The organism is Pandoraea terrae (genome assembly GCF_902459695.1).
In the GTDB taxonomy this organism is placed as follows: domain Bacteria; phylum Pseudomonadota; class Gammaproteobacteria; order Burkholderiales; family Burkholderiaceae; genus Pandoraea; species Pandoraea terrae.
Genome location: NZ_CABPRZ010000043.1, coordinates 1 through 24097, shown reverse-complemented (window position 1 = coordinate 24097; position 24097 = coordinate 1). Strand labels below are relative to the sequence as shown.

The 24097-nt window shown below is 64.9% G+C and carries 19 protein-coding genes and 1 pseudogene; 15 read left to right on the top strand and 5 right to left on the bottom strand.

The window, feature by feature from the left end:
* The 4 genes from PTE30175_RS28405 to PTE30175_RS27235 all read left to right on the top strand — a co-directional run.
* Positions 1-1027: RCC1 domain-containing protein (locus PTE30175_RS28405; protein ID WP_420819686.1), on the top strand; the 1027-nt coding region annotated here is incomplete at its 5' end.
* Positions 1028-1225: 198 nt separating this feature from the next.
* Positions 1226-2494, top strand: coding sequence for an Ig-like domain-containing protein (locus tag PTE30175_RS27245; RefSeq protein ID WP_150700197.1), 1269 nt, complete (start codon positions 1226-1228; stop codon positions 2492-2494).
* Between the two features lie 3 nt (positions 2495-2497).
* The gene (locus PTE30175_RS27240) at positions 2498-4237 is read left to right on the top strand and encodes a hypothetical protein (protein ID WP_150700196.1); all 1740 of its coding nucleotides are present in this window, start codon (positions 2498-2500) and stop codon (positions 4235-4237) included.
* A 128-nt stretch (positions 4238-4365) separates the two neighbouring features.
* Positions 4366-4992: an acyl-homoserine-lactone synthase gene (locus PTE30175_RS27235; protein WP_150700195.1), complete on the top strand. Its 627-nt coding sequence runs from the start codon at positions 4366-4368 to the stop codon at positions 4990-4992.
* Between the two features lie 29 nt (positions 4993-5021).
* Here the strand turns inward: PTE30175_RS27235 and PTE30175_RS27230 are convergent, their stop codons facing one another.
* The 3 genes from PTE30175_RS27230 to PTE30175_RS27220 form a co-directional block, all read right to left on the bottom strand.
* Positions 5022-5738 carry an autoinducer binding domain-containing protein gene (locus PTE30175_RS27230; protein WP_150700194.1) on the bottom strand — a complete coding sequence of 239 codons (717 nt, stop codon included), beginning with the start codon at positions 5736-5738 and terminating at the stop codon, positions 5022-5024.
* Between the two features lie 492 nt (positions 5739-6230).
* Complete coding sequence (locus tag PTE30175_RS27225; protein WP_224789002.1) at positions 6231-7355, bottom strand: Leu/Phe/Val dehydrogenase; 1125 nt, start codon at positions 7353-7355, stop codon at positions 6231-6233.
* A gap of 206 nt (positions 7356-7561) precedes the next feature.
* A complete protein-coding gene (locus tag PTE30175_RS27220; RefSeq protein ID WP_224789001.1) occupies positions 7562-8080 on the bottom strand; it encodes a DUF4019 domain-containing protein in 519 nt (172 codons plus the stop codon).
* Positions 8081-8246: 166 nt separating this feature from the next.
* Between PTE30175_RS27220 and PTE30175_RS27215 the strand changes: the two genes are divergently transcribed.
* Positions 8247-9422 (top strand): GGDEF domain-containing protein, encoded by a 1176-nt coding sequence (locus PTE30175_RS27215; RefSeq protein ID WP_150700193.1) that lies wholly within the window; start codon positions 8247-8249, stop codon positions 9420-9422.
* 42 nt (positions 9423-9464) lie between these two features.
* On the opposite strand, the gene PTE30175_RS27210 is transcribed toward PTE30175_RS27215, so the two are convergent.
* Positions 9465-10181 carry a glutathione S-transferase family protein gene (locus tag PTE30175_RS27210; protein WP_150700192.1) on the bottom strand — a complete coding sequence of 239 codons (717 nt, stop codon included), beginning with the start codon at positions 10179-10181 and terminating at the stop codon, positions 9465-9467.
* Between the two features lie 144 nt (positions 10182-10325).
* On the opposite strand from PTE30175_RS27210, the gene PTE30175_RS27205 reads away from it, so the two are divergent.
* The 10 genes and pseudogenes from PTE30175_RS27205 to PTE30175_RS29315 all read left to right on the top strand — a co-directional run bounded on the left by PTE30175_RS27205 (position 10326) and on the right by PTE30175_RS29315 (position 22623).
* On the top strand, positions 10326-11921 hold the full coding sequence (locus PTE30175_RS27205) for an exonuclease domain-containing protein (protein WP_224789000.1): 1596 nt from the start codon (positions 10326-10328) through the stop codon (positions 11919-11921).
* Positions 11922-12073: 152 nt separating this feature from the next.
* The gene (locus PTE30175_RS27200) at positions 12074-13054 is read left to right on the top strand and encodes a LysR family transcriptional regulator (protein ID WP_150700190.1); all 981 of its coding nucleotides are present in this window, start codon (positions 12074-12076) and stop codon (positions 13052-13054) included.
* Positions 13051-14511 carry an NAD(P)-binding domain-containing protein gene (locus tag PTE30175_RS27195; protein WP_150700189.1) on the top strand — a complete coding sequence of 487 codons (1461 nt, stop codon included), beginning with the start codon at positions 13051-13053 and terminating at the stop codon, positions 14509-14511. Before PTE30175_RS27200 ends, PTE30175_RS27195 begins: the two co-directional genes overlap by 4 nt.
* Entirely contained in the window at positions 14508-15482 is a 975-nt protein-coding gene (locus tag PTE30175_RS27190) for an ABC transporter permease (RefSeq protein ID WP_150700188.1), read from the top strand. The genes PTE30175_RS27195 and PTE30175_RS27190 overlap by 4 nt, the downstream gene beginning before the upstream one ends.
* Entirely contained in the window at positions 15479-16420 is a 942-nt protein-coding gene (locus tag PTE30175_RS27185; RefSeq protein WP_150700187.1) for an ABC transporter permease, read from the top strand. The genes PTE30175_RS27190 and PTE30175_RS27185 overlap by 4 nt, the downstream gene beginning before the upstream one ends.
* Positions 16417-17415 (top strand): ABC transporter ATP-binding protein, encoded by a 999-nt coding sequence (locus tag PTE30175_RS27180; RefSeq protein WP_150700186.1) that lies wholly within the window; start codon positions 16417-16419, stop codon positions 17413-17415. The genes PTE30175_RS27185 and PTE30175_RS27180 overlap by 4 nt, the downstream gene beginning before the upstream one ends.
* Before the next feature lie 44 nt (positions 17416-17459).
* Complete coding sequence (locus PTE30175_RS27175; protein ID WP_150700199.1) at positions 17460-18461, top strand: ABC transporter ATP-binding protein; 1002 nt, start codon at positions 17460-17462, stop codon at positions 18459-18461.
* Positions 18462-18542: 81 nt separating this feature from the next.
* Complete coding sequence (locus PTE30175_RS27170) at positions 18543-20111, top strand: ABC transporter substrate-binding protein (protein ID WP_150700185.1); 1569 nt, start codon at positions 18543-18545, stop codon at positions 20109-20111.
* Between the two features lie 23 nt (positions 20112-20134).
* Positions 20135-21448 carry an acyl-CoA thioester hydrolase/BAAT C-terminal domain-containing protein gene (locus tag PTE30175_RS27165; protein ID WP_191629247.1) on the top strand — a complete coding sequence of 438 codons (1314 nt, stop codon included), beginning with the start codon at positions 20135-20137 and terminating at the stop codon, positions 21446-21448.
* A 51-nt stretch (positions 21449-21499) separates the two neighbouring features.
* Positions 21500-22623 (top strand): annotated as a pseudogene (locus PTE30175_RS29315) (CMD domain-containing protein).
* Positions 22624-22708: 85 nt separating this feature from the next.
* On the opposite strand, the gene PTE30175_RS27155 reads toward PTE30175_RS29315, so the two are convergent.
* On the bottom strand, positions 22709-23950 hold the full coding sequence (locus tag PTE30175_RS27155; protein ID WP_150700198.1) for an NAD(P)/FAD-dependent oxidoreductase: 1242 nt from the start codon (positions 23948-23950) through the stop codon (positions 22709-22711).
* Between the last annotated feature and the right edge of the window lie 147 nt (positions 23951-24097).

Genomic DNA, 24097 nt, shown 5'->3' with positions numbered 1-24097 from the left:
CGTCGCCTGGGGTGTCGCCGACACAGGGGGATCGGGTGTGCCGAATGACATGGACGCGGAAGCGGTCGTGGGGAACTCCGCCGCGATGGCCGCGCGCCTGACCAACGGCGGCGTGGCGGCGTGGGGCACAGCGGACAGCGGCGCCACGGTGCCACCGGACATCGGCGCCTTGCGTGACGTCAAGCGGATTGTCGCGGCCAGTTCCGCCTTCGCGCTCATCCACGGCGCTGGCCAGATCAGCCAGGTGAAGGCCTGGGGAACGGCTGGCGCGGGCGGCACGGTCCCGCCGGACATCGGCACGCTCACCGACATCGTCGACGTTTGCGGCAATTACACGTGCTTCCTGGCCCTGCGCGGCAACGGCCATGTCGTCGCCTGGGGCAGGGCGGCCGACGGCGCCACCGTGCCCGGCGACGTCGCCCTGCGCAACGACATCCTTGAGATGTGCGCCACGGCCCGCGCCTTTGCCGTGCGCACCGGTGACGGCCACGTCATGGCCTGGGGCAACAGCGCCAATCACGGCAATACTGTGCCCGACGACATCAAGACACTGAGCGACATCGTTGAAATCAGTGCCACCTGGGGCGCCTTCTGCGCGCGGCGCGCCAACGGCCACGTGGTGGCGTGGGGCGATCCAGCGCGCGGCGGTGATGTGCCCACCGACATCGCGCTCCTGGACGACATCGTGCAGGTGACCGGCACGGGCAGGTCGTTCGCGGCGACACGCCGCAACGGCACCGTGGTGGCTTGGGGCGATCCGGCGACGGGCGGCAATACCACGCCAGTCGCGGCGCAACTAACCGACGTTCGCGCCGTCTACGCCAACGCCGAAGCGTTCGTGGCGCTGACCACCGACCGGCGCGTGGTGGCATGGGGCGCAGCCGGTGGCGGCGGGGACAACGCCGAGATCGGGCCGCTGAGGAACAAAATTTCGTACCAGGCCACGCCGGCTTCGCGCGGACATGCGCTCAGAATCAACCGCGCGCGCGCCAAGGCCGCCAGCGCCGTCGTCCTCGAAACCGCATAGGGTCGAGCGTCCGGCAAGGTGCCCGGGTTCTCCGGGTGCCTTGCCGCTGACATTGCGGCGTCGATTGAACGCTCGTGCACCACGCTTTGACGTAACGATGCCTGCCGCCTTGAGATTGTCAAATGCCGTACTTGCGGCATATCCAAGGCCTTCATGCTTGAACTGGCGCATCGGGGCACCTCGTTAAAGGAGCGCACAATGTATCGCAAGGACACCTCTACATTTGTCACGCTGCCGGCGCCGACCGTCGAAGAAGCGGCAGACGATCAACTCGACCCCACCACCCCCGAGGCGACCGTCATCGTACCGCCCTACGCGGGCATGGCGCTGCAAGACCGCGTGGACATGTTCTGGGATGGCAGCGATCCCGCCGGGAGCACCACCGACTGGTTTCCGGTCACCAGCGCGTTCCTCGACAAGCCGATTCCGTTTACCGTCGACAACGAATTCATCCTGGCCAACGACGGCGGTACCGTTTCGGTCACTTACACGGTCAAGCGGGACGGCAATGTCATCCACACTTCGGCGGCGCGGGTCCTGCGGATTGGCGACCAGCCCGGCGGCGAATTAGTCGCGCCCTCGGTCGACTACGTGGAAGACGGCATGCTCGAACCGGGCGACGTGCCGAAACCGGAGGGCACCAACGTACGAATTCCACCCTATGTGTCCATGGCAGCACGCGACAGAGTCGCATTTACCTGGCGCGCGGCATCCGGCACGCCGAGCTTCGGCAACTATATCGATCTGCCTGCCTCGTGGGTCGGCGAGGAAGTCGTCTTCCCCGTTCCCTTTGCCGAGATTGAGCCGTATATCGGCAGCGACGTCGAGGTGACGTATACGGTCACGCCTGCGGACGGCGAGTTGCGCTCATCCGAATCGCTGAATTTCAAAGTCGGCTGGCTGTTCGAGAGCCCCGTCGAACTCGACTTGACCGTGCACGGATACGCGCTCGGTCCCAAGCCGCCGCCCACTTCACCCGACTTCGTCGAATTCGAGCGGGTCGCCATGTGGGGGACGGCGCCCTACACCTATCACAGCGATGACGAGACCGTCGCCACCGTCGACGACGAGGGCGTAGTCACGTGCATGGGCAATGGCGAATGCCAGATCATCGCCATCGACGCGACCAACGCGCGCCGCGCCTATCCATTCAAGGTGAGCGGCATTCTGCAGATTGTCTTCCTGAGTCCGTCGGCTGACTGGGCCGGCATGAAGCGGGTCTGCGATGCCGCAGGTGTTCAGCCGATCACGCTCGATCAGGTGAGGCGCTTCTGGCAGCGGTATTACCCGGAGACCGGCCCCGTTGCCACCTACCAGGGCTGGCTCAGCTATTCGTTCTGGACTGCCGAACAGATCGGCGCCGGCACGGCGTGGGCCTACGATCTCAACGGTCCCGACGCACAGGGCAATGCCACGGGGCGTCACGAAGACGACTACCTGCAGGTGATCGGCATTTATCTCGGGTGATCCATGCATCTCCAACTTTCGTATTCCATGCGCCTGGGAGCCGTGCGTGCCGGGCGGTTACCGGCCGCTCGCGCAGATGTCCGGCACACGGCCTCGGCCGCACTGCTCGTGCGCGGGTGGACTTGGTTCCGGGAGCGCCAGTGCCTGGTGCATTGGGCGGTTGCGCTGGCCGGCCTGCTCTACGCTGCGACCGCGCCGGCGCTGACCGGTGCCGAAGTCGCGCAAGTACTCAATACGCGCTACCAGAGCACGGCCGGCGCCTGCGCCGTGGGCAAGCCCGCCTATTACTGCTCCGGCGTCCTGATCCGCGCCCTGCCGGGCGGCGATGCCCGCAACTTCTGGCAACATGACCCCACTGACCGCGGCCTGGGCTCGGTGCCGTTCGCCTATCTGCGGGCCGATCTCGGCACCAACGCGCTCGCTGCCAGCGCCGGGTTTGTCCTGGCCGATTCGCTAACCGCCATCGGTCAGGAAAAACCGTTTCACGTGCGCTGCGCCTATCCGTTCGATACCGCCTTCACCGCCACCTTGCCCGATCACGGCTGTGACCTGCTTTCCGGTCCTGCCGCACAAGCCGATCCGAGTTCCTGCGCTGCCCACGGCGTGACCGATGCAGCGTCATGGGTCACGCATTTCCAGCAGCAAGGTGCTAGCGATTCGCGGCAATGCTCACTGAGTGCGGCGGATGTCCTCCAGTTCAAGGCCAGTCTCGTCGCGCACGAGGCCGTTTCGGCGGATTGGTCTCAAAAGCCCAACGCGTTGCTGGTCGAAGCCTGGGACGACACCGCGCCTGCCGCATTGGCCATACAGGCGCTGTTCTACGATATCTCGCACGGCGGTCAGTTGTCGCAGGCGCAACGCTATCAGCTGCAGTATTTCAACGCCACCCGTCAATGGCTGCCCATCGTCAAACTCTTCTTCGGCGACGACGGCAAAGCCATCTTCGGCTTCGACGACCGCGACCAGCTCGACATCGGCCATGAGGTCGCAGCGCGGATCGCCCGGCGCTACGCCGATACCGCCAAGGCGTGCCCCGACGGCAGCGCTTCATTCAACTGCAACGGTGTGCTGATTCGCGGGACCGGATATGGGGCCGCCTTCCACTCATGGAATCCGAGTCCGAACTCGGTGACTCGCAACGGCGTGTCGTTTTCGTATCTGCGCGCCGACATCGGCATTCGGGCGCTCGTGGGCCGCGAGGGCCTCATCATGCGGGAGTTTGCCGCACCGGTGGCGCATCCGCTAACACTGCGCTGTTCGTTCCCCGTCAATGCGGGGACAAGCTCACGGCCGGAGAGCTGCTACAAGACGGGCGACAATCGCTTCTGCCACGAATACGGGGTCGTCGACGTGGAAAGCTGGCAAAGGCTGCACGGGTCTGTAGGTCTATGCCCCTTCTACCCGAACGCCCCCTACTTTCAACTCGGCGCCAGCGACGCCCGCATCGTTTATGGCGGGGGAAATTACACCGCGCATAACGAAATCATTATCGCCGCCTGGCCGCAGGACATCCCGACCCAGCTCCCGATAGACACCCTCTATTACATCGGCAGCGGACTGCCCGGAGCTCAGCACATTCAAAAGGACTATATGAACACCACGGGCCGTTTCATACCGATCCTGAAAGTCGACCTGACCCAGACCGGCGCACCGATGTTCACGTATTCGCCAGACGATCAAGGGACCGCCATGCTCGGCACCATCCCGGCGCCGGCCGATGTGGTGGAGGGTCCATATGACTGATGCGAGACGCGTGGACGTGATGCGCACCGCACGCCCCGTACCGCCGCCCCACCTGTCAGAGTTGACAGTTTCGGCAACCGAAACCGTTGGATACGCTAAGCCAAAAGAATCACAAAGGGCGTACACCAATGAAAGTCAGCGTGCATGTGGGGAGAGACCTGCCGCCGGCGACGAGCGCCGCCATTGCACGCTTTCGTCACAAGATATTCGTAGAGCGGCTTGGCTGGTCCCTGCCGGAATCCGGCCCCCGGGAGGAACGCGATGAGTTCGACCGCGGCGATACGATGTACATCATGTTTCGCGATAGTCACGACGATGTGGTGGCCACCGTCCGTCTCCTGCCGAGTACAGGGCCGGGTTTGTTGATCGATAACTTCCCGGCTTTGCTCGGCGACACGCCGGTGCCGCGCAACGCCTCGGTCTGGGAACTGTCCCGGCTCGCGGCGGTATGGCCTACGGCCGATCACCGCGTCCTGGCCATACGCACCGAGCCGTCACCTGCAAATCCCACGTCTTCCGCAAATACGCAGCACTGCGCATTGCACGCATTGCTCGCCGAATCCGTGCGCGTGGCGCGCCTGCACGGCGCCATTCAATTCATCGGCGTGACCTATGTCAGCATGGAACGCCTGTTCCGCCGCATCGGCGTGACTGCGCATCGACTCGGGCCGGTGCAACGTATCGATGCGCGCCAGGTCGCAGCCTACCGCATCGATTTCGACCCGGCGACCCTCGCCGCCCTGAACCTCGCCTGAGTACCGCCCGATACTCCCTTGAACCGGTGCTATCCCCACAGCATGAGTTTGATCGCCGCCTGTACCTTGTTGCGGCAGAGCGTCTTGTCCAGGCAGTTCTGAATGTGGAAATTGACGGTACGCGCCGAAATGCAGAGGATGTCGCCAATTTCGTCCGCGGTTTTCCCTTCGGCCGTCCACATCAGGACTTCCCGTTCGCGCAGCGACAGCTTGTCGATGCCCAACTGCGCCGACGCTGGCCTCAGAAGGCGGCTCATCGATACATGAGTGTAATTGGACAGTGCGCGCATGCCGACTTCGAGCGCCTTGACCTCGGCCGCACTGACGACCTCGGCACTGCGGCCAAAGCTCAGCAATCCGAATTCCCCATGCGGCCCCCAATTCGCCTGGGCCAGACCGTGGTTGACGCCGAAATCGTGGGCATCCCGCCAGAAGTCCTTATGCGCCGGCAACTTCGTGTCCTGCCAGAGAATGAGATTGTCGCTGTGCAAGCCCGACTGCACCGTCGGGTCGACCTCCAGAAAACCCTGCTGTTGGTAATGTTTCATCCAGCCTTCCGGATAGGTGTCGAAAATCTGCACCGACGACTGCGTGGCCGAACACAGGCCGCGAAATCCATAACTGCAATATTCAAACCCGATTCTTTCGGAAAAGCTGACGATTCGAGTGAATAACTGGCGGGCATCGTCGACTTGCTGTGAATCCTGATGAATCGTTTCGAGTAGATCGATCAGCGCAGACATCATGGCTCCTTGAGCATCGTGGCCGCTTGCTAGTGAAATTTTTCATTTTTTCAACTATTTGAACGACAACAGACCCAACAAACGCCCCGATGACCATCAGCTGCGATGTCCATTGCGGACACCGCGCCGACAACGCCCCCGCCGCGTCAAGTGCATTCGACGGGCAAAGGCAATTTTTTATATTGGCAGCATGAACTACGAGGACAGCTACATCACGACGAACCGATCCACTGCAGAATGTGAAGGAGGAAATATAAAAATAGCAATCCAATGTGATTCAGTCAATCTCCGGGAATCTCTGCATCGCCATTTATTTATTCCATATAATTATTTCGAAAATCTAAATAATTTTTCGACGACGCGATTTTTCGTTCAGTCATCCATGATAAACGCTTCGAAGCCGCATCGCCGCGCCGATCAGGAAGCCGCGCGAAACCCGGGCGCGAGCGCGGACGACGGCGTGTGCCGTGCGTCCGTGACATCACAAGGAAATGCTTACGCTTGCGGGCGCACGAGCTTGGCGCGTGCCCAGGATTCCGCTTCGAACGCGGGTGTTGTGCCGTTGGCGCGCGTGCGTTCGATCAGTTCGGCCATGCGATCGCCGATGCGCAGCACTTCGCGCGTCACGTTCGTCTCGTCGCCCTCGCCGAGCCACTCGCGCGCCACGCTGACGATCCCGCCCGCATTGATCAGGAAATCGGGGGCATAGTAAATCCCACGCGCATGCAGCCGATCGCCGATACCGGCGTGCTGCAGCTGATTGTTCGCCGCACCGGCCACGATCGTCGCGGCCATGGCGTCGACGGATGCGGCATCGAGCGCCCCGCCCAACGCGCACGGCGCAATCACGTCGACCGATGCGCGCAGGATGTCGTCGACGCACGCCACGGTCGCGCCGAAACGCTCACGTGCCTCCGCCACGCGCTCGGCGCGCAAATCGGCGACCGTCAGCACTGCCCCCGCGTCGGCGAGCAATTGGCTCAGCGCCCAGCCCACCGAGCCGAGCCCCTGCACACCGACGCGCAGGCCTTCGAGCGAGGCGCGGCCGAGCAGTTTGCGGGCGGACACCTCGATTGCGGAAAACACGCCGAGCGCCGTCTTCGGCGAAGGATCGCCACCGAATTCACCCTCGCGCGGCAAGCCGCTCACGAAGCGCGTGTGACGACGCACCACTGCCATGTCGGTCACGGTCGTGCCGACATCTTCCGCAGTGAGGTAAGCGCCATTGAGCGATTCGATAAATTTTCCGAACGCGGCGAACAGCGCTTCGCGCGGCGCGCCTTGCGGCACCGTATGCGGGCGCAGGATCACGGACTTGCCGCCGCCGAACGGCAGATCGGCGAGCGCGTTCTTGAGGCTCATGCCTTGCGAGAGCCGCAGCGCATCTTGCAACGCGGCGGCGTCGGAGACGTAGTGCCAATAGCGGCAACCGCCGAATGCGGGACCGCGCGCGCGGCTGTGTATGGCCACGATGGCCTTCAGACCGGTGTCGGGATCGGTGTGCAGCGCGATGGTTTCATGGTCGCGCTCTCCGCCCACGCCGAACAACTTGGCGGCGGGCAGTTCAGCGGCTTGCGGATATTCGGTGAGCACATGTTTGGCGGCGTCGTAATTCATCATCCATCCTGATAAGAGGGTGTCATGCAGGCGGGAACGCGATCGTGTCGCACCCCGCTACGCGGCGGGCCCGTATGGCCCGTCGCCAGCATACTGATACCCCTCTACGGCGCCCATTGCCGAATCGGTCAATCGCGTTGACGGAATTTGCCACCCTGCCCCGCACATCGAACCCACGATGGCCCTGGCCAGCGCAGTCCGTCACGGGGTCACTTGATCAGATAACCTGCCACACGCCAACGGCCGTCCAGGCCGCGCGCCGGCGTCACGGTTTCCGTTGCCTGCGCCTTGTTCTGGAACACGGTGTCGTACTGGATCACGACGTACTCGCCATCGGGGGCGCCAGGCAGCGAGCGCGTGAACGTGGCGGACGCAATCTTGCGCGACACCACGCGGCCGAGCGGCGCGCGCGCCGCCCTCAGCGTCTGCAACCACTCCGTTGGACGCATCGTGTGCTGGAACAGCGGTGAGGCCTCGCGCCAGCTTTTGTCTGCCATGCCGCCGTCGGTCAGTTGCAGCCAGGCCAACGCCGCGTCGAGCGCCGGCTTCGCGTCGATTTCGTCTTGTGGCTGGGCAGTCGCGCCGCTCGCGGCACCTTCCTGCCCGGGCATCACAAACGCACCGCCACGCTGACGCGGCGCCGCCGGCGACTGCGCCAGAACCGTTCCCGCCGCGCCGATCATCAGCACACCCAGCGCCGCCATCCGCCATCCTCGCAAACCCTGCATCGTCTTCCTCATATGCGCCCGTCACTGGCCAGTCACGCCATTCTACCGGGGCCGCGCGACGGTGACCCCAAGGTTGTGCAAAGGTTGCGCAACGACGGCTGGCGCAACGCGCGCCGTACATTACAATGCTAAACATGCCCGCCTCTTGCCGCCGGCCGTCACGCCCATGTTGAGCCCCACCGCCCTGCTCGCCATCACCGCGCTCTTGAGCCTGATGATGCTGTTTGTCATCGGATCGCTACTGCGCAGCCGGGTTCCCGGCGTGCGCGAATGGGTCTGGGCCAATATCGGGGTCCTCGGCGCGCTGCCGTTGTTTGCCTTGCGCGGCATCATTCCCGATCTGCTGTCGATTGTCGCGGCAAACGCCTTGCTGATGTTTTCGATCGCCGCCTACTACGCCGGGTGCGCCCGGTTTCTCGGCAGGCCGGCCCATTGGCATGCGCTTTGCGTGGCCATCGCGGGCGGTGCGGCCGCCATGCTCTACTGGCGATACGTGACAGAAGACGAGACCATGCGTGTCGTGGCGGTATCGGTGATTCACGGCACGGCCGATCTGGCGATCGCGCTGCTGGTATTACGCCATCGCCCCCCCAATCGACGCCGCTACAATTACTGGCTGACGGGCACCCTGGCGTTGCTGTTCGGCGCCGGCCACACATTGCGCGGCATCCTGTTCTTGACGACACCCGAACTGCAGGTGTTCTCGTCATCGCCCCTGAGCATCGCGCTCATGACGCTGGGCGCGATCGTGATGCCCGCAATGACCATGGCGGCTGTTTTGATGATCCACGACGCAATGCTTGCGAGTGCCGAAGACGCCGCCAATCGGGACTATCTGACGGGAGCACTGTCGCGCAAGCACTTCGACGCGCTGGCCCGTCAGGAAATGACACGCGCCCTGCAACGCGGCTGGCCGCTGTCGCTGATTCTCATCGATCTGGATCACTTCAAGCACATCAACGACACGCACGGCCACGCCGGGGGCGATACCGTGCTGCGCGAATTCGTGCGCATGATGCGCGCGAATCTGCGCGACCCGGATGTCCTCGGCCGGCTCGGCGGCGAGGAATTTGCGGTGCTTCTACCGGCCACAGACACGGCCGGCGCGATGCACATTGCCGACCGCTTGCGGATGCGCGCGAACCAGCATCTGGTGACGGGGCCGTTCGGCGTCTGCCATTACACGATTAGCGGCGGCATCGCCACCTGGCATGAAGGCGAGACCTTCGAGCAACTGACGATGCGCGCCGACCGCGCGCTCTACGCAGCCAAGATCTCGGGCCGCAATCTCATGCTGACGGACGTCCTGCCCGCCGACGAAACCGCGCCCGAAGCGGGCTGATGCCCCCCACGGCCGGCCGTGGCTGCGCGGGGGCGCCCGGCATCATGCCGCCCGCGCCGCCAATTCCGGATAATAGTGACGCCCCAGCCGCTCGGCATAGGCCACCAGGTTCGCGTGGCGGGCGATGACGTGCCGCATCGGCATCTCGAACAGCGGGCACAACGCGCTGCCGACGAATGCAAACGCGGTGGCATCGGCGCCGCAGGGTTTATCGCCGAACAGATAGGGCTTGTCGCCGAGCAGATCGGCGACGCTTTGCACGCCACGCTCCACGATCGCGGCAAGCTCGGCGTTCGAATAGCGGCTGGTGCCCTGGCCGAACAGCGTGCGGCTCACCTGCTTGCGGACCATGCGGGTCACGAGCGGACGCACCGGTGCTGGCACCGCCTTGAAGAAATTGGCCGGCCCCCTGGCAAAGTTTTCGTCCTCGCACCAGCGCGCCCGCACCACGATCCAGTAAAAATGGTCCTCGAACATCTTGTCGACGGCCCACGCCGCGCCGCGCTCGGCGGGCGTAAGCCCGGCATCGAAATCGAAGCCGTACTTGCGCTCGATATGGAAACGGATCAGCGTGGAATCGGCGACGATTTCACCGTCATCGTCGATATAAGGCAGCTTGCCCTTGGGGGCGCGCCGCAGATTGCCGGTTTTCGTCTGATACGGCACACCCGCCATCTTGAGCAGGACTTCGGACTTCGTGACAAAAGGGCTCGGATCGGGCAATCCGAACGCCGGGCCGAATGTGTACAAGGTCAGCATGCGATCACTCCAATGTGAGGGCAACAGTGCATTAGAGCCGAAAACCGGGTCAATGGGAACCGCCCGGCCGGCAGGGGGATTCAGGGGGCTTCACATACTGTGATTCCATACAGTATCATGAAGTCCATTCGACAGACCCCGCCTATGGACACCTTGGACCCCGACACCCTCGCGCGCGCCTTGCCCGCGCCGATCGTCTTCGTCGATCTGGAAACCACCGGCGGCAATGCCCTGTCGGACCGCATCACGGAAATCGGCGTGGTCGAAGTCGGCCCGCACGGCATCGAACAATGGAGCACGTTGCTCGATCCGGCCGAGTCGATTCCGGCCTTCATCCAGCAGCTCACCGGCATTACGAACGAGATGGTGCGCGGCCAGCCGAGTTTCAGCACGTTGGCAGAGGGTCTCGCCGAGCGGCTGCAGGGCAAGCTGTTCGTCGCCCATAACGCGCGCTTCGATTACGGCTTCCTCAAAAACGAATTCCGTCGCGCGGGTATTGCATTCCAGGCGGACGTCCTGTGCACGGTACGCCTGTCCCGACTGCTGTTCCCGGCCGCCGCGCGCCACGGCCTCGACGCGCTCATCGCGCGCTTCGGTCTGGCGCCGATCGGGCGTCACCGGGCGCTCGCCGACGCCGATCTGCTCTGGCAGTTCTGGCAAAAGATCCACACGTACTATTCGGCGGACCTGATCGAACAGGCGGTGCGCCGCGTGATCAAGCGCGCGAGCCAGCCGCCACAGTTGCCCGACGAAGCCATCGACGCCCTGCCGGACGGCCCCGGCGTCTATCTGTTCTACGGCGAGCAGGACACGCTGTTGTACGTGGGCAAGAGCGTCGACGTGCGCTCGCGCGTGCGTTCGCATTTCTCGAACGACCACCAGGTCGCCAAGGATCTGCGCATCTCGCAGGAGATCCGCCGCGTGGAGGCGCGCAGCACCGCCGGCGAACTCGGCGCGCTGCTGCTCGAAGCGCAGCTCGTCAAGCAATTGCAGCCCGTGCACAACCGCATGCTGCGGCGCACCTCGACGCTGTGCTCATGGCATCTGCCCGATGGCGCGCATGCCCCCGAAATCGTAAACGCACGCACCGTCGACTTTGCTGCGGCGCCTGCACTGTATGGCACGTTTTCGTCACGCGTGAAGGCCGAACACGCCTTGCGCGGGCTGGCCGACACGCACGCGCTGTGCTGTGCGCAGTTGGGTCTGGAAAAAGCCGGCGCGGGGCGGCCCTGCTTCGGCTATCAGGTCAAGCGCTGCCATGGCGTTTGCGTGGGGGAAGAATCGGTCGAGGCGCATACGGCGCGTCTGCATGCTGCGCTCGATACGCTGCGCTTGCAGACGTGGCCGTTCGACGGACCGATCGCCCTTGAAGAACGTGCAGCGCAAACATCGCGCAACCCCGGCGGCCCACCGATGCAACTTCACGTGGTCGACCGGTGGCAGTATCTCGGCAGCGTCGGCAATGCGAGCGAACTGGAAGCCTTGCTGGCCAATGCGCCGCCCGTCACCGGTTTCGATCCGGACATCTACAAGCTGCTTGGGCGCCGGCTCGCGGGCGACACGCTTGTCATTCACCGGCTCGAACGTCCGCCGTTCAAGCTGACCCCGCCGCCGTTACCCGATGCCGCCGACGTAGCGGACACACCGAAACGCCGCGCCACCGCCGCGCTCCTGACGCGGCGCGCGCGGCGCGACGCCGACGACGTCAATCAGGGCCGCCTCCCGTTCAGCGACGACTGACCGCAAGCGGCAAGCGGTCTGCATCACATAGGGAGAAACCCGCCTTTGCACGGTGGCGCATGAGGATATAAATATTAAGTATTTGCAATCTGCATGCTTGAGCCAACAGAATACGCAGAACGCATACAAACCCACGCCCCTCGTCCACATCGATGGAACTGCGCCAACTGGAAGCCTTTGCGGCGGTCATGTCGACCGGCAGCATCACTGCTGCCGGGCGTTTGCTCGGCCGTTCGCAGCCGGCGATCAGCCGTCTGATCCAGGAACTCGAAGCCGAGATCGGCTACGCGCTGTTCGCCCGCAGCGGCCCACGCGTTACGCCCACGGAACAGGGCTTCCTGCTGTATGAGGATGTCGAGCACGCCCTGAACGGCCTGCAACAGATCCGCAGCCGCGCCGACGAAATCGCGCGCGGCGAGGTGCGCCCGCTGCATCTGGCCGCCACGTCGGCGCTGGCCGCCGGACTGCTGCCCGCCGCGCTCGCCCTGCCCGGGCTTGCCCACGACGCGGCACAGATTCAACTGCGCAGCGCATCGCCCGAACAGGTCGTGCACGCGGTGCTGACCGGTGCGGCCGACCTCGGCGTTACCAGCCTGCCGCTCGAACATCGCGGCATCACCGTCCACTGGATCGGAGAAGCGGCGTGCGTCGCCGCCGTGCGGCTTGACGATCCGCTTGCCGCCGCCGACCGTGTGCCGCTTGCCGCCTGCCAGGGACGACGCATCATCACAATGCAGAACCCGTATCGCCTGCGCCGCCGCCTCGACCAGGCATTCGCGCAAGCCGGGGTGACGCCGGCCGGGCTGATCGAGACCAATTCGTCGCTCAATGCCCTGACCGCCGTGCGCGCAGGGCTGGGGCTGTCCGTGCTCGAACCGGTGACGGCCTATGGCATGCCGCTCGCGGACGTCGCCGTGCGGCCCATCGATGTGAACATTCCGTTCTTTTTCGGCGTGATCACGCGTCAGGCCAAAGAGCCGTCACCCGCGGCGCTCGCGCTCGTCGATGCGCTCGCGCAGGCTGCCCGCGAGCTGCTGCCCGACTTCGTGCTAAGAGAAGCCAGCGAACACGCCATCGTTCTGCAGACCCTTTACGGCGATCTGCCGGCCCCCAAGGAAATCCCGCCGACATGACACTGTCCCCCACGTCCGCCGGCGGCCTGGCCGCCCTTGAAGCCCGCCTGCGGCAGGACCTCGCCTGGCTCGATTTGCCCGCCAAGCGCTGGGTGCCGCCGCAAACGCGCGACGGCCTGCCGGTCCTCGACGTCGCCATCATCGGCGGCGGCATGGCCGGCCTCGCGGCCAGCACGGCACTCACGCATCTGGGTATCGAAGCGCCGATCTTCGACCGCGCGCCCGCTGGCCTGGAAGGCCCGTGGGCGACTACTGCGCGCATGGAAACGCTACGTTCGCCGAAGCAGCTCACCGGGCCCGCGCTCGGTTTGCCGGCGCTCACTTTCCGCGCCTGGTTCGAAGCGCAATTCGGCGCGGGGGCATGGGAAGCGCTCGACAAGATTCCGCGCCTGCAATGGATGGATTATTTGCGCTGGTATCGCCAGGCGCTGGGCCTGGATATCCGCAACGGCCACAGCGTCACGCGCGTGACCCCGCGCGGCGACGGCGTCGTCGCGCTGGCGGTCGCAGGTCCTGACGGCGACAACACCGTCTACGCCCGCCATCTGGTGCTCGCCACCGGCCGCGACGGCCTCGGCGGCCCCACCGTTCCCCCGTTCGTCCGCGATCTGCCGCGCAACGTGTGGGCGCACTCGTCGGACGAGATGGACTACGCGACGCTGCGCGGCAAGCGCGTCGGCGTGATCGGCGCAGGCGCTTCCGCGATGGACAGCGCCGCCACGGCGCTGGAAGCCGGCGCCGAATCCGTCGATCTGCTGATTCGCCGCGCAGACATTCCGCGCGTGAACAAGGGCAAGGGCGCCGGCAATCCGGGGCTCACCCATGGCCACCTGGCCCTGCCCGACGAATGGAAATGGCGCATCCGTCACTATGTGAACGTCCAGCAAGTGCCGCCCCCGCGTGGCAGCACCCTGCGCGTCTCGCGTTTCGAGAACGCCCGCTTCAATCTCGGCTGCCCGATTCTCGACGTGACCCGGCGCGACGGCGAACTGCATGTGCGCACGCCGAAAGGCACGTTCGTGCTCGACTTCCTGATTTTTTCGACCGGCTTCCGGACCGACCTGTTTGCCCGTAACGAATTCGCCGCACTGGCGCCGCACGTGCGGCTGTGGCGCGATCGCTACACGCCTGCGGCCGGCGATGAAGACACGGAGCTATCCGACTCCCCTGACCTTGGCCCGGTGTTCGAGTTTCAGGAGAAGACCCCAGGGGCATGCCCGGGGCTCGATCGCGTGCATTGCTTCTGCTACCCGGCAACCCTCACGCACGGCGCGTTATCGGGTGATATCCCGGCAATCAGCGAAGGCGCCAAACGTCTCGCGCAAGGGCTTGCCGCCACGCTTTACCGTGAAGACGCCGAGCAGCATTTCGCGATCATGCAGGCGTACGTCGAGCCGGAAGTGTTCGGCGACGAATGGACGCCGGCCCCGCCGCCGGCCATGGAGCCGGCCCGATGACCGCCTGGCTTCTGCGGCGCGTTCTCCAGGCGATCTTTGTCGTCTGGCTGATGACGCTCATCGTATTCGTCGGCCTGCACGCGATCGGCAACCCGGTCGACATCCTGATCGGGCAGGACGTCGATCAGGTCGAACGTGCGCGCATCATCGCGCAGCTCGGCCTCGATCAGCCGTTGTGGCGGCAGTACCTTGGGTTCCTTGGCGGCGCATTGCATGGCGATCTCGGCAACAGCTTCGTCTATAACGTTCCGGCCATCCAGCTGATCCTGCAGCGCTTGCCCGCGACGCTCGAGCTTGCCTTCGCGGCGCTGATTCTTGCCATCGTGATCGGCATTCCGCTCGGCCTGTTCGCCGGCCTGTTTCCGCGCAATCCGATCTCCAGGCTATTGATGACGGGCAGCATCATCGGCTTTTCGCTGCCGACGTTCTGGGTCGGCCTGATGCTGATCATGGCGTTCTCGGTGCACCTGGGTTGGCTGCCGGCCAGCGGACGCGGCACGACCGTCAGCGTCGTCGGCATCGACTGGTCGTTCCTGAGCCTCGACGGACTGCGCCACCTGATCCTGCCCGCGCTGAACCTGTCGCTGTTCAAGATCTCGCTCGTGCTGCGCCTGACACGCGCGGGCGTGACAGAGGTGCTGCCGCAGGACTACGTCAAGTTCGCCCGCGCGAAAGGCTTGTCGCCGCTACGCGTGGTGCTTGTCCACGTCCTGCGCAATACCTTGATCCCGCTGGTCACAGTGCTGGGCCTGGAATTCGGATCGACGATCGCGTTTGCGGTCGTAACGGAAACCGTCTTCTCATGGCCGGGCGCCGGCAAGTTGATTCTCGACAGCATCAACGCGCTCGACCGGCCGGTGATCGTCGCCTACCTCATCGTGGTGGTCTGCCTGTTCGTCTCTCTCAACCTGATCGTGGACGTGCTTTACAAATGGCTCGATCCGCGCGTGCGCCTGGAGGCTGCCGCATGAGCCTTCAGCCCAACGTGGCTCCCGCGCCCGAGACGCCGCCGGCCGAAGCCGTGCCGCTGCGTCAGGAGTCGCCGTGGGGCCGCCTGCTGCGCGAGTTCGCGCAATCGAAGGTGGCGTTGCTCGGCCTGTTCCTGCTTGCGCTGCTGATCGTCGCCGCGATCGCAGCGCCCTGGATCACACCGCAGAATCCGTATGACCTGATGCAACTCGACGTCATGGACGCGCGCCTGCCGCCCGGCTCGGCCAATGGCGCAGCCACCTTCGCGTACTGGCTCGGCACCGACGGACAGGGCCGCGACCTGTTGTCCGGCATCGTCTACGGCTTGCGCATCAGCCTGGGCGTAGGCATCGGCTCGGCGCTGATCGCCGGCGCGCTCGGCACGCTGCTCGGCCTCGTCGCTGCCTACGCCGGCGGACGCGTCGACGCGCTCATCATGCGCATCGTCGATCTGCTGCTGTCGTTCCCGTCGATTCTCGTCGCGCTGATGATCCTCGCCTACGTCGGCAAAGGCATCGGCAATGTCGTGCTGACGCTGGTGGTCCTTGAATGGGCCTATTTCGCACGGACCGCGCGCGCACAGGCACTCGTCGAATCGCGCCGCGAATATGTCGAAGCGGCGCGCTGCCAGGCGATTCCGAACTGGCGCATTGTCATCGGCCACATCCTGCCGAACTGCCTGCCGCCGCTGATCGTCGTGGGTTCCCTGCAAGTCGCGCGCGCCATCACCCTGGAAGCGACGCTGTCGTTCCTCGGCCTCGGCGTGCCGATCACGGAACCGTCGCTCGGCCTGTTGATTGCCAACGGCTATCAAACCATGCTGTCCGGCGAATACTGGATCAGTTTCTATCCCGGCATCGCGCTCCTGATCGCCGTCGTCGCCATCAATCTGGTCGGCGATCGTCTGCGCGACGTGCTCAATCCGAGGCTGCAGAAATGAGCGCCGCCGTGCCCGCCACGCTCGAAGTGCGCCACCTGCGCACGCATTTCTTCACGCGCGCCGGCGTCTTGCCGGCCGTTGACGATGTTTCGTTTTCCCTCGCGCCCGGCCGCATCCTGGGCCTCGTTGGCGAATCTGGCTCGGGCAAGTCGGTGACCGGCTTCTCGATCATGGGGCTGGTGGACGCCCCGGGCCGCATTGCCGGCGGCGAGATCCTGTTCCGGGGCCGGGACCTGACGAAACTGTCGCCCGCCGAACTGCGTCACCTGCAAGGCAACCGCATCGCGATGATCTTCCAGGATCCGATGATGACGTTGAACCCGGTGCTGCGTGTCGACGCGCAGATGATCGAAACCGTGCGCGCCCATCAGAACGTCAGCCGCGCGCAGGCGCGCGAGCTGGCCCGCGATACCCTCGGGCTGATGGGCATTCCGAGCCCGGACGAGCGCCTGCGCGCGTACCCGCACCAGTTGTCGGGCGGCATGCGCCAGCGCGTCGCCATCGCGATCGCCATGCTGCATCGCCCCGACCTGATCATTGCGGACGAACCGACCACCGCGCTCGACGTCACCATTCAGGCGCAGATCCTGTCCGAAGTACAGAAGCTCGCGCGCCAGCACGGCACGGCGCTGATCTGGATCACGCACGACCTGTCCGTGGTCGCGGGCCTGGCCGACGATCTCGCGGTGATGTATGCAGGCCGCATTGTCGAACAGGGCCGCGTGGACGATGTTCTCGACGCGCCGCTGCATCCGTACACGCTCGGGCTGATCGGCAGCTTGCCGAGCCTGAACCGCCGGGGCCAGCGTCTGCGCCAGATCCCCGGCATGACGCCGAACCTGCTGACGATGCCTGAGGGCTGCGCGTTTGCGGCGCGCTGCGCACAGGCAAGCCCCGCCTGCCGCGTGCGCCCCGAGATCACTGAACCCGCGCCGGGGCGCCTTGTGCGTTGCTTCCATCCCGGCGCGGCCCCTGCCGTCAAGGAGACCGTATGAGCGCGGCCAACACCGCTTTCGCCGCACCGTCGCCGCCCTCCGCATTGCCGGTGCCGCTGGTGGCCCTGCATAACGTCAGCAAGCGCTTCGGCGAGCGGCACGTTGGCCCGGCGGGCCGCCTGTTGCAACGTGTCGGCCTGTCGCAGCCTCCGGCGGTCGTGCGCGCGGTTGACGGCGTCGATCTCGTCGTGAAGCCCGGCGAAGTCGTCGGCCTCGTCGGCGAATCGGGCTGCGGCAAATCGACGCTCGGCCGCATGCTCGCCGGACTGCTCGCGCCCACGTCGGGCGACGTGCATATCGGCGGACGACCGGCCGAATCGTTGTCCGAGGCCGAACGCCGCGAGGCGCGGCTCAAGATCCAGATGATCTTCCAGGACCCGTACGCGAGCCTGAATCCGCGCCTGCGCGTCGACCGCATCGTCGGCGAAGGCGCACGCGTGCACGGGCTCGTCGACCGCGCCGGGTTCGACGATTACGTCGGTGCGCAACTCGAACGCGCGGGGCTCGATCCGTCCCTGCGCCATCGCTACCCGCATCAGTTCAGCGGCGGGCAGCGTCAGCGCATCGGCATCGCTCGCGCGTTGGCGGTGCGGCCTGATCTGCTCGTCTGCGACGAAGCCGTCGCCGCGCTGGACGTCTCGATCCAGGCGCAGATCCTGAATCTGTTCATGGACCTGCGCGAACAACTGAACCTGACATACGTGTTCATCAGCCACGATCTCGGCGTGGTGGAACATTTGTCGGACCGCGTCGTCATCATGTATCTCGGACGCGTGGTCGAAAGCGCGCCGGTGGAGGAAGTCTTCCGCCGGGCGAATCATCCGTACACGCAGGCGCTGCTGGCAGAGATTCCGCGTATCGACGTGCGTCACAAGACATTCTCGTCGATACGCGGCGAAATTCCCAGCCCGATTGCGCCGCCGGCCGGCTGTCACTTTCATCCGCGCTGTCCGAATGCGATGCCGCGTTGTCGTGCCGAAGCGCCTAAATTGCGCGGCATTGCGGTCAATCACGTCAGCGCGTGCCATCTCAACGATGGCCAGTGACACCGCAACGATACGCATATCGCCCTAATGCATAAGATCGCCGCAAGCGATCCCCATTCACTCCTGACCAGGATGCCGCACATGAAACGCTTGCTCTTGTCTTCCCTTGCTGCCGCGCTGTTGACCGTCGGCGCCACGGCCTCGGCCGAATCGCTGCGCATCGGCTTTGCCGATCCATTGTCGTCACTCGATCCGCAACTGAACAACCACGCCGGCGACCGTTCCGTCGACCTGCATTTCTGGGATCTGCTCGTCGAGAACAAATGGAACAAGCTGCAGCCGGGTCTCGCCGTGTCCTGGAAGCCGGTCGATCCGAAAACATGGGAATTCAAATTGCGCAAAGGCGTGAAATGGGCTGACGGCAAGCCGTTCACGGCCGAAGACGTCATCTTTTCGTACCAGCGCGCACGCAACGTGCCGGGCAGCGTCGCGACCTTCGCCGGCTACCTGCGCACCGTCGAATCGGTCAGCGCGCCGGACCCGTACACGCTGATCGTCAAGACCAACGTCCCGAACCCGGACCTGCCGCTCAATTTGGCGTCGGTGCATATCGTCAGCAAACACGTCGGCGAGAAAGCCTCGACCGAGGACTACAACGCCGGGCGCGCCGTTGTCGGCACGGGTCCGTTCAAATTCGTGTCCTATACTCCGGGCGACCGCGTAATCATGGCGCGCAACGATGACTACTGGGATGGCAAGTCGCCCTGGGAACACGTCAACTACCGTTACATCAATAACGGCGCCGCGCGCACGGCTGCCCTGCTCTCGGGCGACGTCGACGTGATCGACAAGGTTTCCGCCTCGGACATTGCGCGCCTGAAGCAATCGCCGAACGTCAGCGTCTACCCGTATCCGGGCCTGCGCGTGATGCTCCTGCAGCCGAGCTTCAAGGACGGTCCGACCCCGTTCATCACTGACAACAGCGGCAAACCGCTCGCGAAGAACCCGCTGCTCGACGTGCGCGTGCGCCGTGCCCTGTCGCTCGCCATCAACCGCGACGCGATCGTCACGCGCATCATGCAGAACACCGCAGGCGTCGCGAACCAGTGGATGCCGAAAGATACCTTCGGCTACAATCCGGATGTGAAGAACATCCCGTTCGACGCTGCCCAGGCCAAGAAACTGCTGGCCGAAGCCGGCTTCCCGGAAGGCTTCAAGCTGACGATGCACGTGCCGAACGACCGCTACCCGCAGGGTCCGGAGACCGCGCAGGCCGTCGCACAGTTCTGGTCGCGCATTGGCGTGAAGACACAGGTGGAAGTGGTGCCCTGGGCCGTCTATTCGAGCCGCGCGAACAAGAATGAATACGCGATGTCGATGCTCGCCTGGGGCAACGGCACGGGCGAAGCGAGCTATGCGCTGGTGAACGTGCTGGCGACGGTCGATGCCAAGAAGGGCCTCGGCGCATCGAACTGGGGGCACTACAGCAGCCCGGGCGTGGACCGTGCGCTTGACGAATCGACCGCCGAATTCGATCCGGCCAAGCGTGAAGCGATTCTGCGCCGCTCGGTGAAGATCGTTTCGGACGAAGTCGGTGTGCTGCCGCTCTATCACTACCAGAACATCTGGGCAGCGAAGAAGGGGTTGAAAGTGTCGCCGCTGTCGAGCGACCGCACCGCAGCCATGATGGTCACCAAGGTCGGCAAGTAGGCCCCTCGACGATGCGCACCGCCATGTCACAAGTCCTGCTTGCCGCCGCACCTGCGGACGCCCTGATTGACGTGCCGCGGCACATTACGGTCTCGGGCCTCGCGCCGGGCGCACGGGTCGTGTTGCGCGCGCGCACCGTGCGCGGTGCGGATGTTCAATGGACCGCCCAAGCCGTGTTCGTCGCCGACGCCAACGGCACTGTCGAGCTGACGTGCGATGCCCCCGTGGAAGGCGCCTACGCGGGCGTCTCGGCGATGGGCCTCATCTGGTCGCAGACGCCTGCCGACGGTAAGAGCCGAGACGTGTTTCCCGTACCGGTGACGGCGCCACTCGTCACGACGCTCGAAGCGATCGACCCCGACGGGCATGTCGTCGCGAGCACGACATTCGCGCAACGTCTGGCTGCCGAGGGCGTCACGCGGCGCGACGTCCGCGACAACGGGCTCGTCGGCACCCTGTATCTGCCGCCGGGCGCAGGTCCGCACCCGGCCGTGCTGATTCTCAACGGCTCAGGCGGCGGCATCAACGAACCCCGCGCCGCGCTCTACGCCTCCCATGGCTACGCGGCGTTCGCGCTCGGCTATTTCAAGGCGCCCGGTTTGTCCGACTACATCAGCAACACACCGCTCGAATACTTCGAGACGGCGATGCAGTGGTTGCGCGAGACGGTCAAGCCGGCGCACGATTTCGTTGCCCTGTCCGGACAATCGCGCGGTGGCGAACTGGTGCTGCTGCTTGGCGCCACGTTTCCCGATGCGGTGTCGGCCGTCATCGGCTACGTACCGGGCGCAGTGGTGCACAGCGCACAAAACGCTGCCGATCCGGCCACTGGCCGCGAGGGACCGACGTGGCTGCTTCGCGGCGAATCGTTGCCACATCTGTGGGAGAACAACCGCACGGCCACGTGGACTCCGTTCGACGAAGGCCCGCCGCCGCACCGTCACGCGCGGGCAATCCTGACCGCGCTCGACGATGTTGACGCCGTGGCGCGCGCCCGAATTCGCGTAGAGAACATTCGCGGTCCGGTAATGCTGTTGTCTGCCGAGGATGACGGTTCCTGGCCGTCGAGCCGCTATTCGCGGATGGTGACGGACACGTTGGCCGAGGTGCGGCATCCGCATGCGGTCGTGCATCTAGACTTTGCAGGCGCGGGCCACGCCATCGTGTTCCCGTATGTGCCTACGACGCAGCTCGTGTATGCCCACCCGGTCTCTGGGCGCATCAGCACAGGCGGAGGCGAGCCGGCCGCCAACGCGCATGCGGACGAACGCTCCTGGGTGGGCGTCCTCGACTTCCTGGCCGAGGCCGTGGCGGCGAAAGCCGCTGCGGCGCGTTGATTACCGATACTTTTCGTCTTCTTGACTGCCTCCGGGGCCAAGCGGAATTCCATGACACATTCGACTGAATACGACCTCGACCACGACGTGGTCGACCGCGTTGCCGGCCTCGCCGTCGGCAGCGCCACGCACACCCTGCGGCATCGTCGCGACAAAGTGGCCACTGCCACGCAAGGCAGTTACGACGGCCTTTTCGATCCATCTCTTGCCGGCTTGCCGCTGACCGAGCGCCTGCTCGTAGCGCTCTATGCTTGCCGCCTGACGCCCTGTGCGACGCTCGCCGCCCACTATCGCGCGGCGCTGGCACAACATGACGTCGACGCCGCATCATTGGCCGCCGTCGAGACGGGCGCACCGGAAGACGTGAGTGACCCACGCTTGCGTGCGATCCTTACCTTCACTCGCACGCTGATCGAGAATCCTGTAGCTGGCGATCGCGCTGCCCTCCACACCTTGCCCGCGGCAGGGCTGACGACACCGGCCGTTGTCGCCCTGGCGCAATTGATCGCGTTCCTGTCGTACCAGATTCGTCTCGTCGCAGGCCTGCAGGCACTGAAATCCCTGGAGAACGCAGCATGAGCGAAGTCATCCGATCCCACGGCTTCACCAATGAGACCCTCGACTGGGCTGCCTGGCTTGACGTCGTCGAACTCGATCGCGCCACGCCGGAACAGATCGCCGTGCTCGAGGAGAGCCATCCGAAGGCAAAGGTTTCCGACTACTACCTGTTTCTGGTACATCAGCCGGAAATCCTGCGCCAGCGTTCCGCAGCCTTCAACGCGATCATGTATGCCCCGGGCGGCATGAGCCGTGCCGAGCGCGAATTGTCGACCACCGTTGTCTCGCGCATCAACGGCTGCGTCTATTGCGCGTCGGTGCACGCACAGCGCTTCGAGCAACTGGCCAAGCGCAACGATGTCATCAGGCAAGTGTTCGACGAACCGCGCACGGCCGGCACCAACACGCGCGAGCAGGCGATCGCAAAGTTCTCCATCGTGCTGACGGAGAACCCGGGCGATGTCAGTCCTGACCAGTTGCGCGCCCTGCGCGACGTTGGCGTGACCGATGCCGAGATCCTGGACCTGATCCATTCCATCGCCATCTTCGCGTGGGCGAACCGTCTCATGCTCAACCTGGGCGAGCCGGTGTTTCCGGACGCTGCGGCAAGCGCATAAGCGATTCATTCGAGAAGCAACGGATGTCACAGTGGCGGCGATGGGCCGCCACTGTCCGTTGACCTGACGGATGGAAAACGCGGTGTCAGAAACGGTTGGCGCGAAATGGTGAGGGATCGACGAATGGCGTTTCGCCGGTGATCATTTCCGCGATGAGACGTCCGGTGACGGGGCCGAGAGTCAGTCCGTGGTGGGCGTGGCCGAATGCGAACCACAGTCCCTTGTGCCGGGGGGCGGGACCGATGACCGGCATCATGTCGGGCGTGCAGGGCCGCCGTCCCATCCACGGTTCGGCGTCGAGGCGTTCGCCCAGTGGGAAGAGCGTGCGGGCGACGGGTTCGACAGCGGCGAGTTGCACGGGCGTCTTGGGCGCGTCGCGATCGGCTAGTTCGACCCCGGTCGTCAGGCGAATCCCCCGCGCCATCGGCGCGAGCAGAAAGCCGTTCTCGGCGTCGAGCACCGGGCGATGGAGCTGTGCACCGCCGCGGGGCGCGTAGTGCATGTGATAACCGCGTTTGACGGCGAGCGGCAGGCGATATCCGAGCCGCGTCGTCACGTCGTCGGCCCATGGGCCGAGTGCAATGACCGCATGCTTCGCGTCGACGTCGCCGTCTTGCGTATGGACGACCCACCGGCCGCCGGACTCGCGCAACGACTTCGCATCGCCGAGAAAAATACGTCCGCCGAGCCGCACGAACAATGCCGCGTATGCGGTGACGAGCGCCCCCGGATCGCTGACCGATTCCGCGTCTGTGTAATGCAGCCCGCCGACGAGCGACGTGTCGAGATCGGGTTCCGCTGCGCGGAGTTGCGCGGCGTCGAGCAATGCGAAACCGACGCCGAACTCGGCGTGCCACCGAGCGGCGTTTGCGGCCTCGGCATCCTGAACGGCGGGCGTGCGGAATACCTTTATCCAACCGGTGGAACGCATCAATCCCCTTGCCCCGGCGGCTTGCGCGAGCGCGCGGTGTTCGTCGACACAATGGGTGATGAGCGTTGCGTAATTGCGCGCGATGGCGGCGTGGCGTGCGGGATGCGAATAGCGCCAGTACGCGGCGAGAAACGGTGCGAATTGCCCGACATCGCGCAAGTGATAACGCACGTCATTCGCGCGATTGCCTGCGTACCGCAACAGTGCACGGAGCCCACGCGGAAAGGCATAGGGATACACGCCTTCGCGTTGAATCAACCCGCCGTTTCCGTACGATGTCTCCTGTCCGGGCGCACGCAGATCGACCAGCGCGACCGCGTGCCCGCGTTGTTGCAGGTGAATTGCGGTGGACACGCCGACAATGCCTGCGCCGAGGACAACCGAATCGAACATCAATTGTGTCATCGCGTCCTTTCATCCGCAAGAAATCACTGCCGCAAAAGCAAAAACCCTTCAGTACGCATGTACTGAAGGGTTTTTAGGGGAGCCTGACGATTACCTACTTTCACACGGGCAATCCGCACTATCATCGGCGTGGAGTCG

What these genes read in the sequence shown, in the direction of transcription:
- PTE30175_RS27185 (WP_150700187.1), top strand. Translation starts at nt 15,479, where the DNA reads ATGAGCCTTCAGCCCAACGTGGCTCCCGCGCCCGAGACGCCGCCGGCC.
- PTE30175_RS27230 (WP_150700194.1), bottom strand. Translation starts at nt 5,738, where the DNA reads ATGATGTCTGCGCTGATCGATCTACTCGAAACGATTCATCAGGATTCA.
- PTE30175_RS27195 (WP_150700189.1), top strand. Translation starts at nt 13,051, where the DNA reads ATGACACTGTCCCCCACGTCCGCCGGCGGCCTGGCCGCCCTTGAAGCC.
- PTE30175_RS27205 (WP_224789000.1), top strand. Translation starts at nt 10,326, where the DNA reads ATGGACACCTTGGACCCCGACACCCTCGCGCGCGCCTTGCCCGCGCCG.
- PTE30175_RS27240 (WP_150700196.1), top strand. Translation starts at nt 2,498, where the DNA reads ATGCATCTCCAACTTTCGTATTCCATGCGCCTGGGAGCCGTGCGTGCC.
- PTE30175_RS27170 (WP_150700185.1), top strand. Translation starts at nt 18,543, where the DNA reads ATGAAACGCTTGCTCTTGTCTTCCCTTGCTGCCGCGCTGTTGACCGTC.
- PTE30175_RS27215 (WP_150700193.1), top strand. Translation starts at nt 8,247, where the DNA reads ATGTTGAGCCCCACCGCCCTGCTCGCCATCACCGCGCTCTTGAGCCTG.
- PTE30175_RS27225 (WP_224789002.1), bottom strand. Translation starts at nt 7,355, where the DNA reads ATGATGAATTACGACGCCGCCAAACATGTGCTCACCGAATATCCGCAA.
- PTE30175_RS27165 (WP_191629247.1), top strand. Translation starts at nt 20,135, where the DNA reads ATGTCACAAGTCCTGCTTGCCGCCGCACCTGCGGACGCCCTGATTGAC.
- PTE30175_RS27220 (WP_224789001.1), bottom strand. Translation starts at nt 8,080, where the DNA reads ATGCAGGGTTTGCGAGGATGGCGGATGGCGGCGCTGGGTGTGCTGATG.
- PTE30175_RS27235 (WP_150700195.1), top strand. Translation starts at nt 4,366, where the DNA reads ATGAAAGTCAGCGTGCATGTGGGGAGAGACCTGCCGCCGGCGACGAGC.
- PTE30175_RS27210 (WP_150700192.1), bottom strand. Translation starts at nt 10,181, where the DNA reads ATGCTGACCTTGTACACATTCGGCCCGGCGTTCGGATTGCCCGATCCG.
- PTE30175_RS27190 (WP_150700188.1), top strand. Translation starts at nt 14,508, where the DNA reads ATGACCGCCTGGCTTCTGCGGCGCGTTCTCCAGGCGATCTTTGTCGTC.
- PTE30175_RS27200 (WP_150700190.1), top strand. Translation starts at nt 12,074, where the DNA reads ATGGAACTGCGCCAACTGGAAGCCTTTGCGGCGGTCATGTCGACCGGC.
- PTE30175_RS27180 (WP_150700186.1), top strand. Translation starts at nt 16,417, where the DNA reads ATGAGCGCCGCCGTGCCCGCCACGCTCGAAGTGCGCCACCTGCGCACG.
- PTE30175_RS27245 (WP_150700197.1), top strand. Translation starts at nt 1,226, where the DNA reads ATGTATCGCAAGGACACCTCTACATTTGTCACGCTGCCGGCGCCGACC.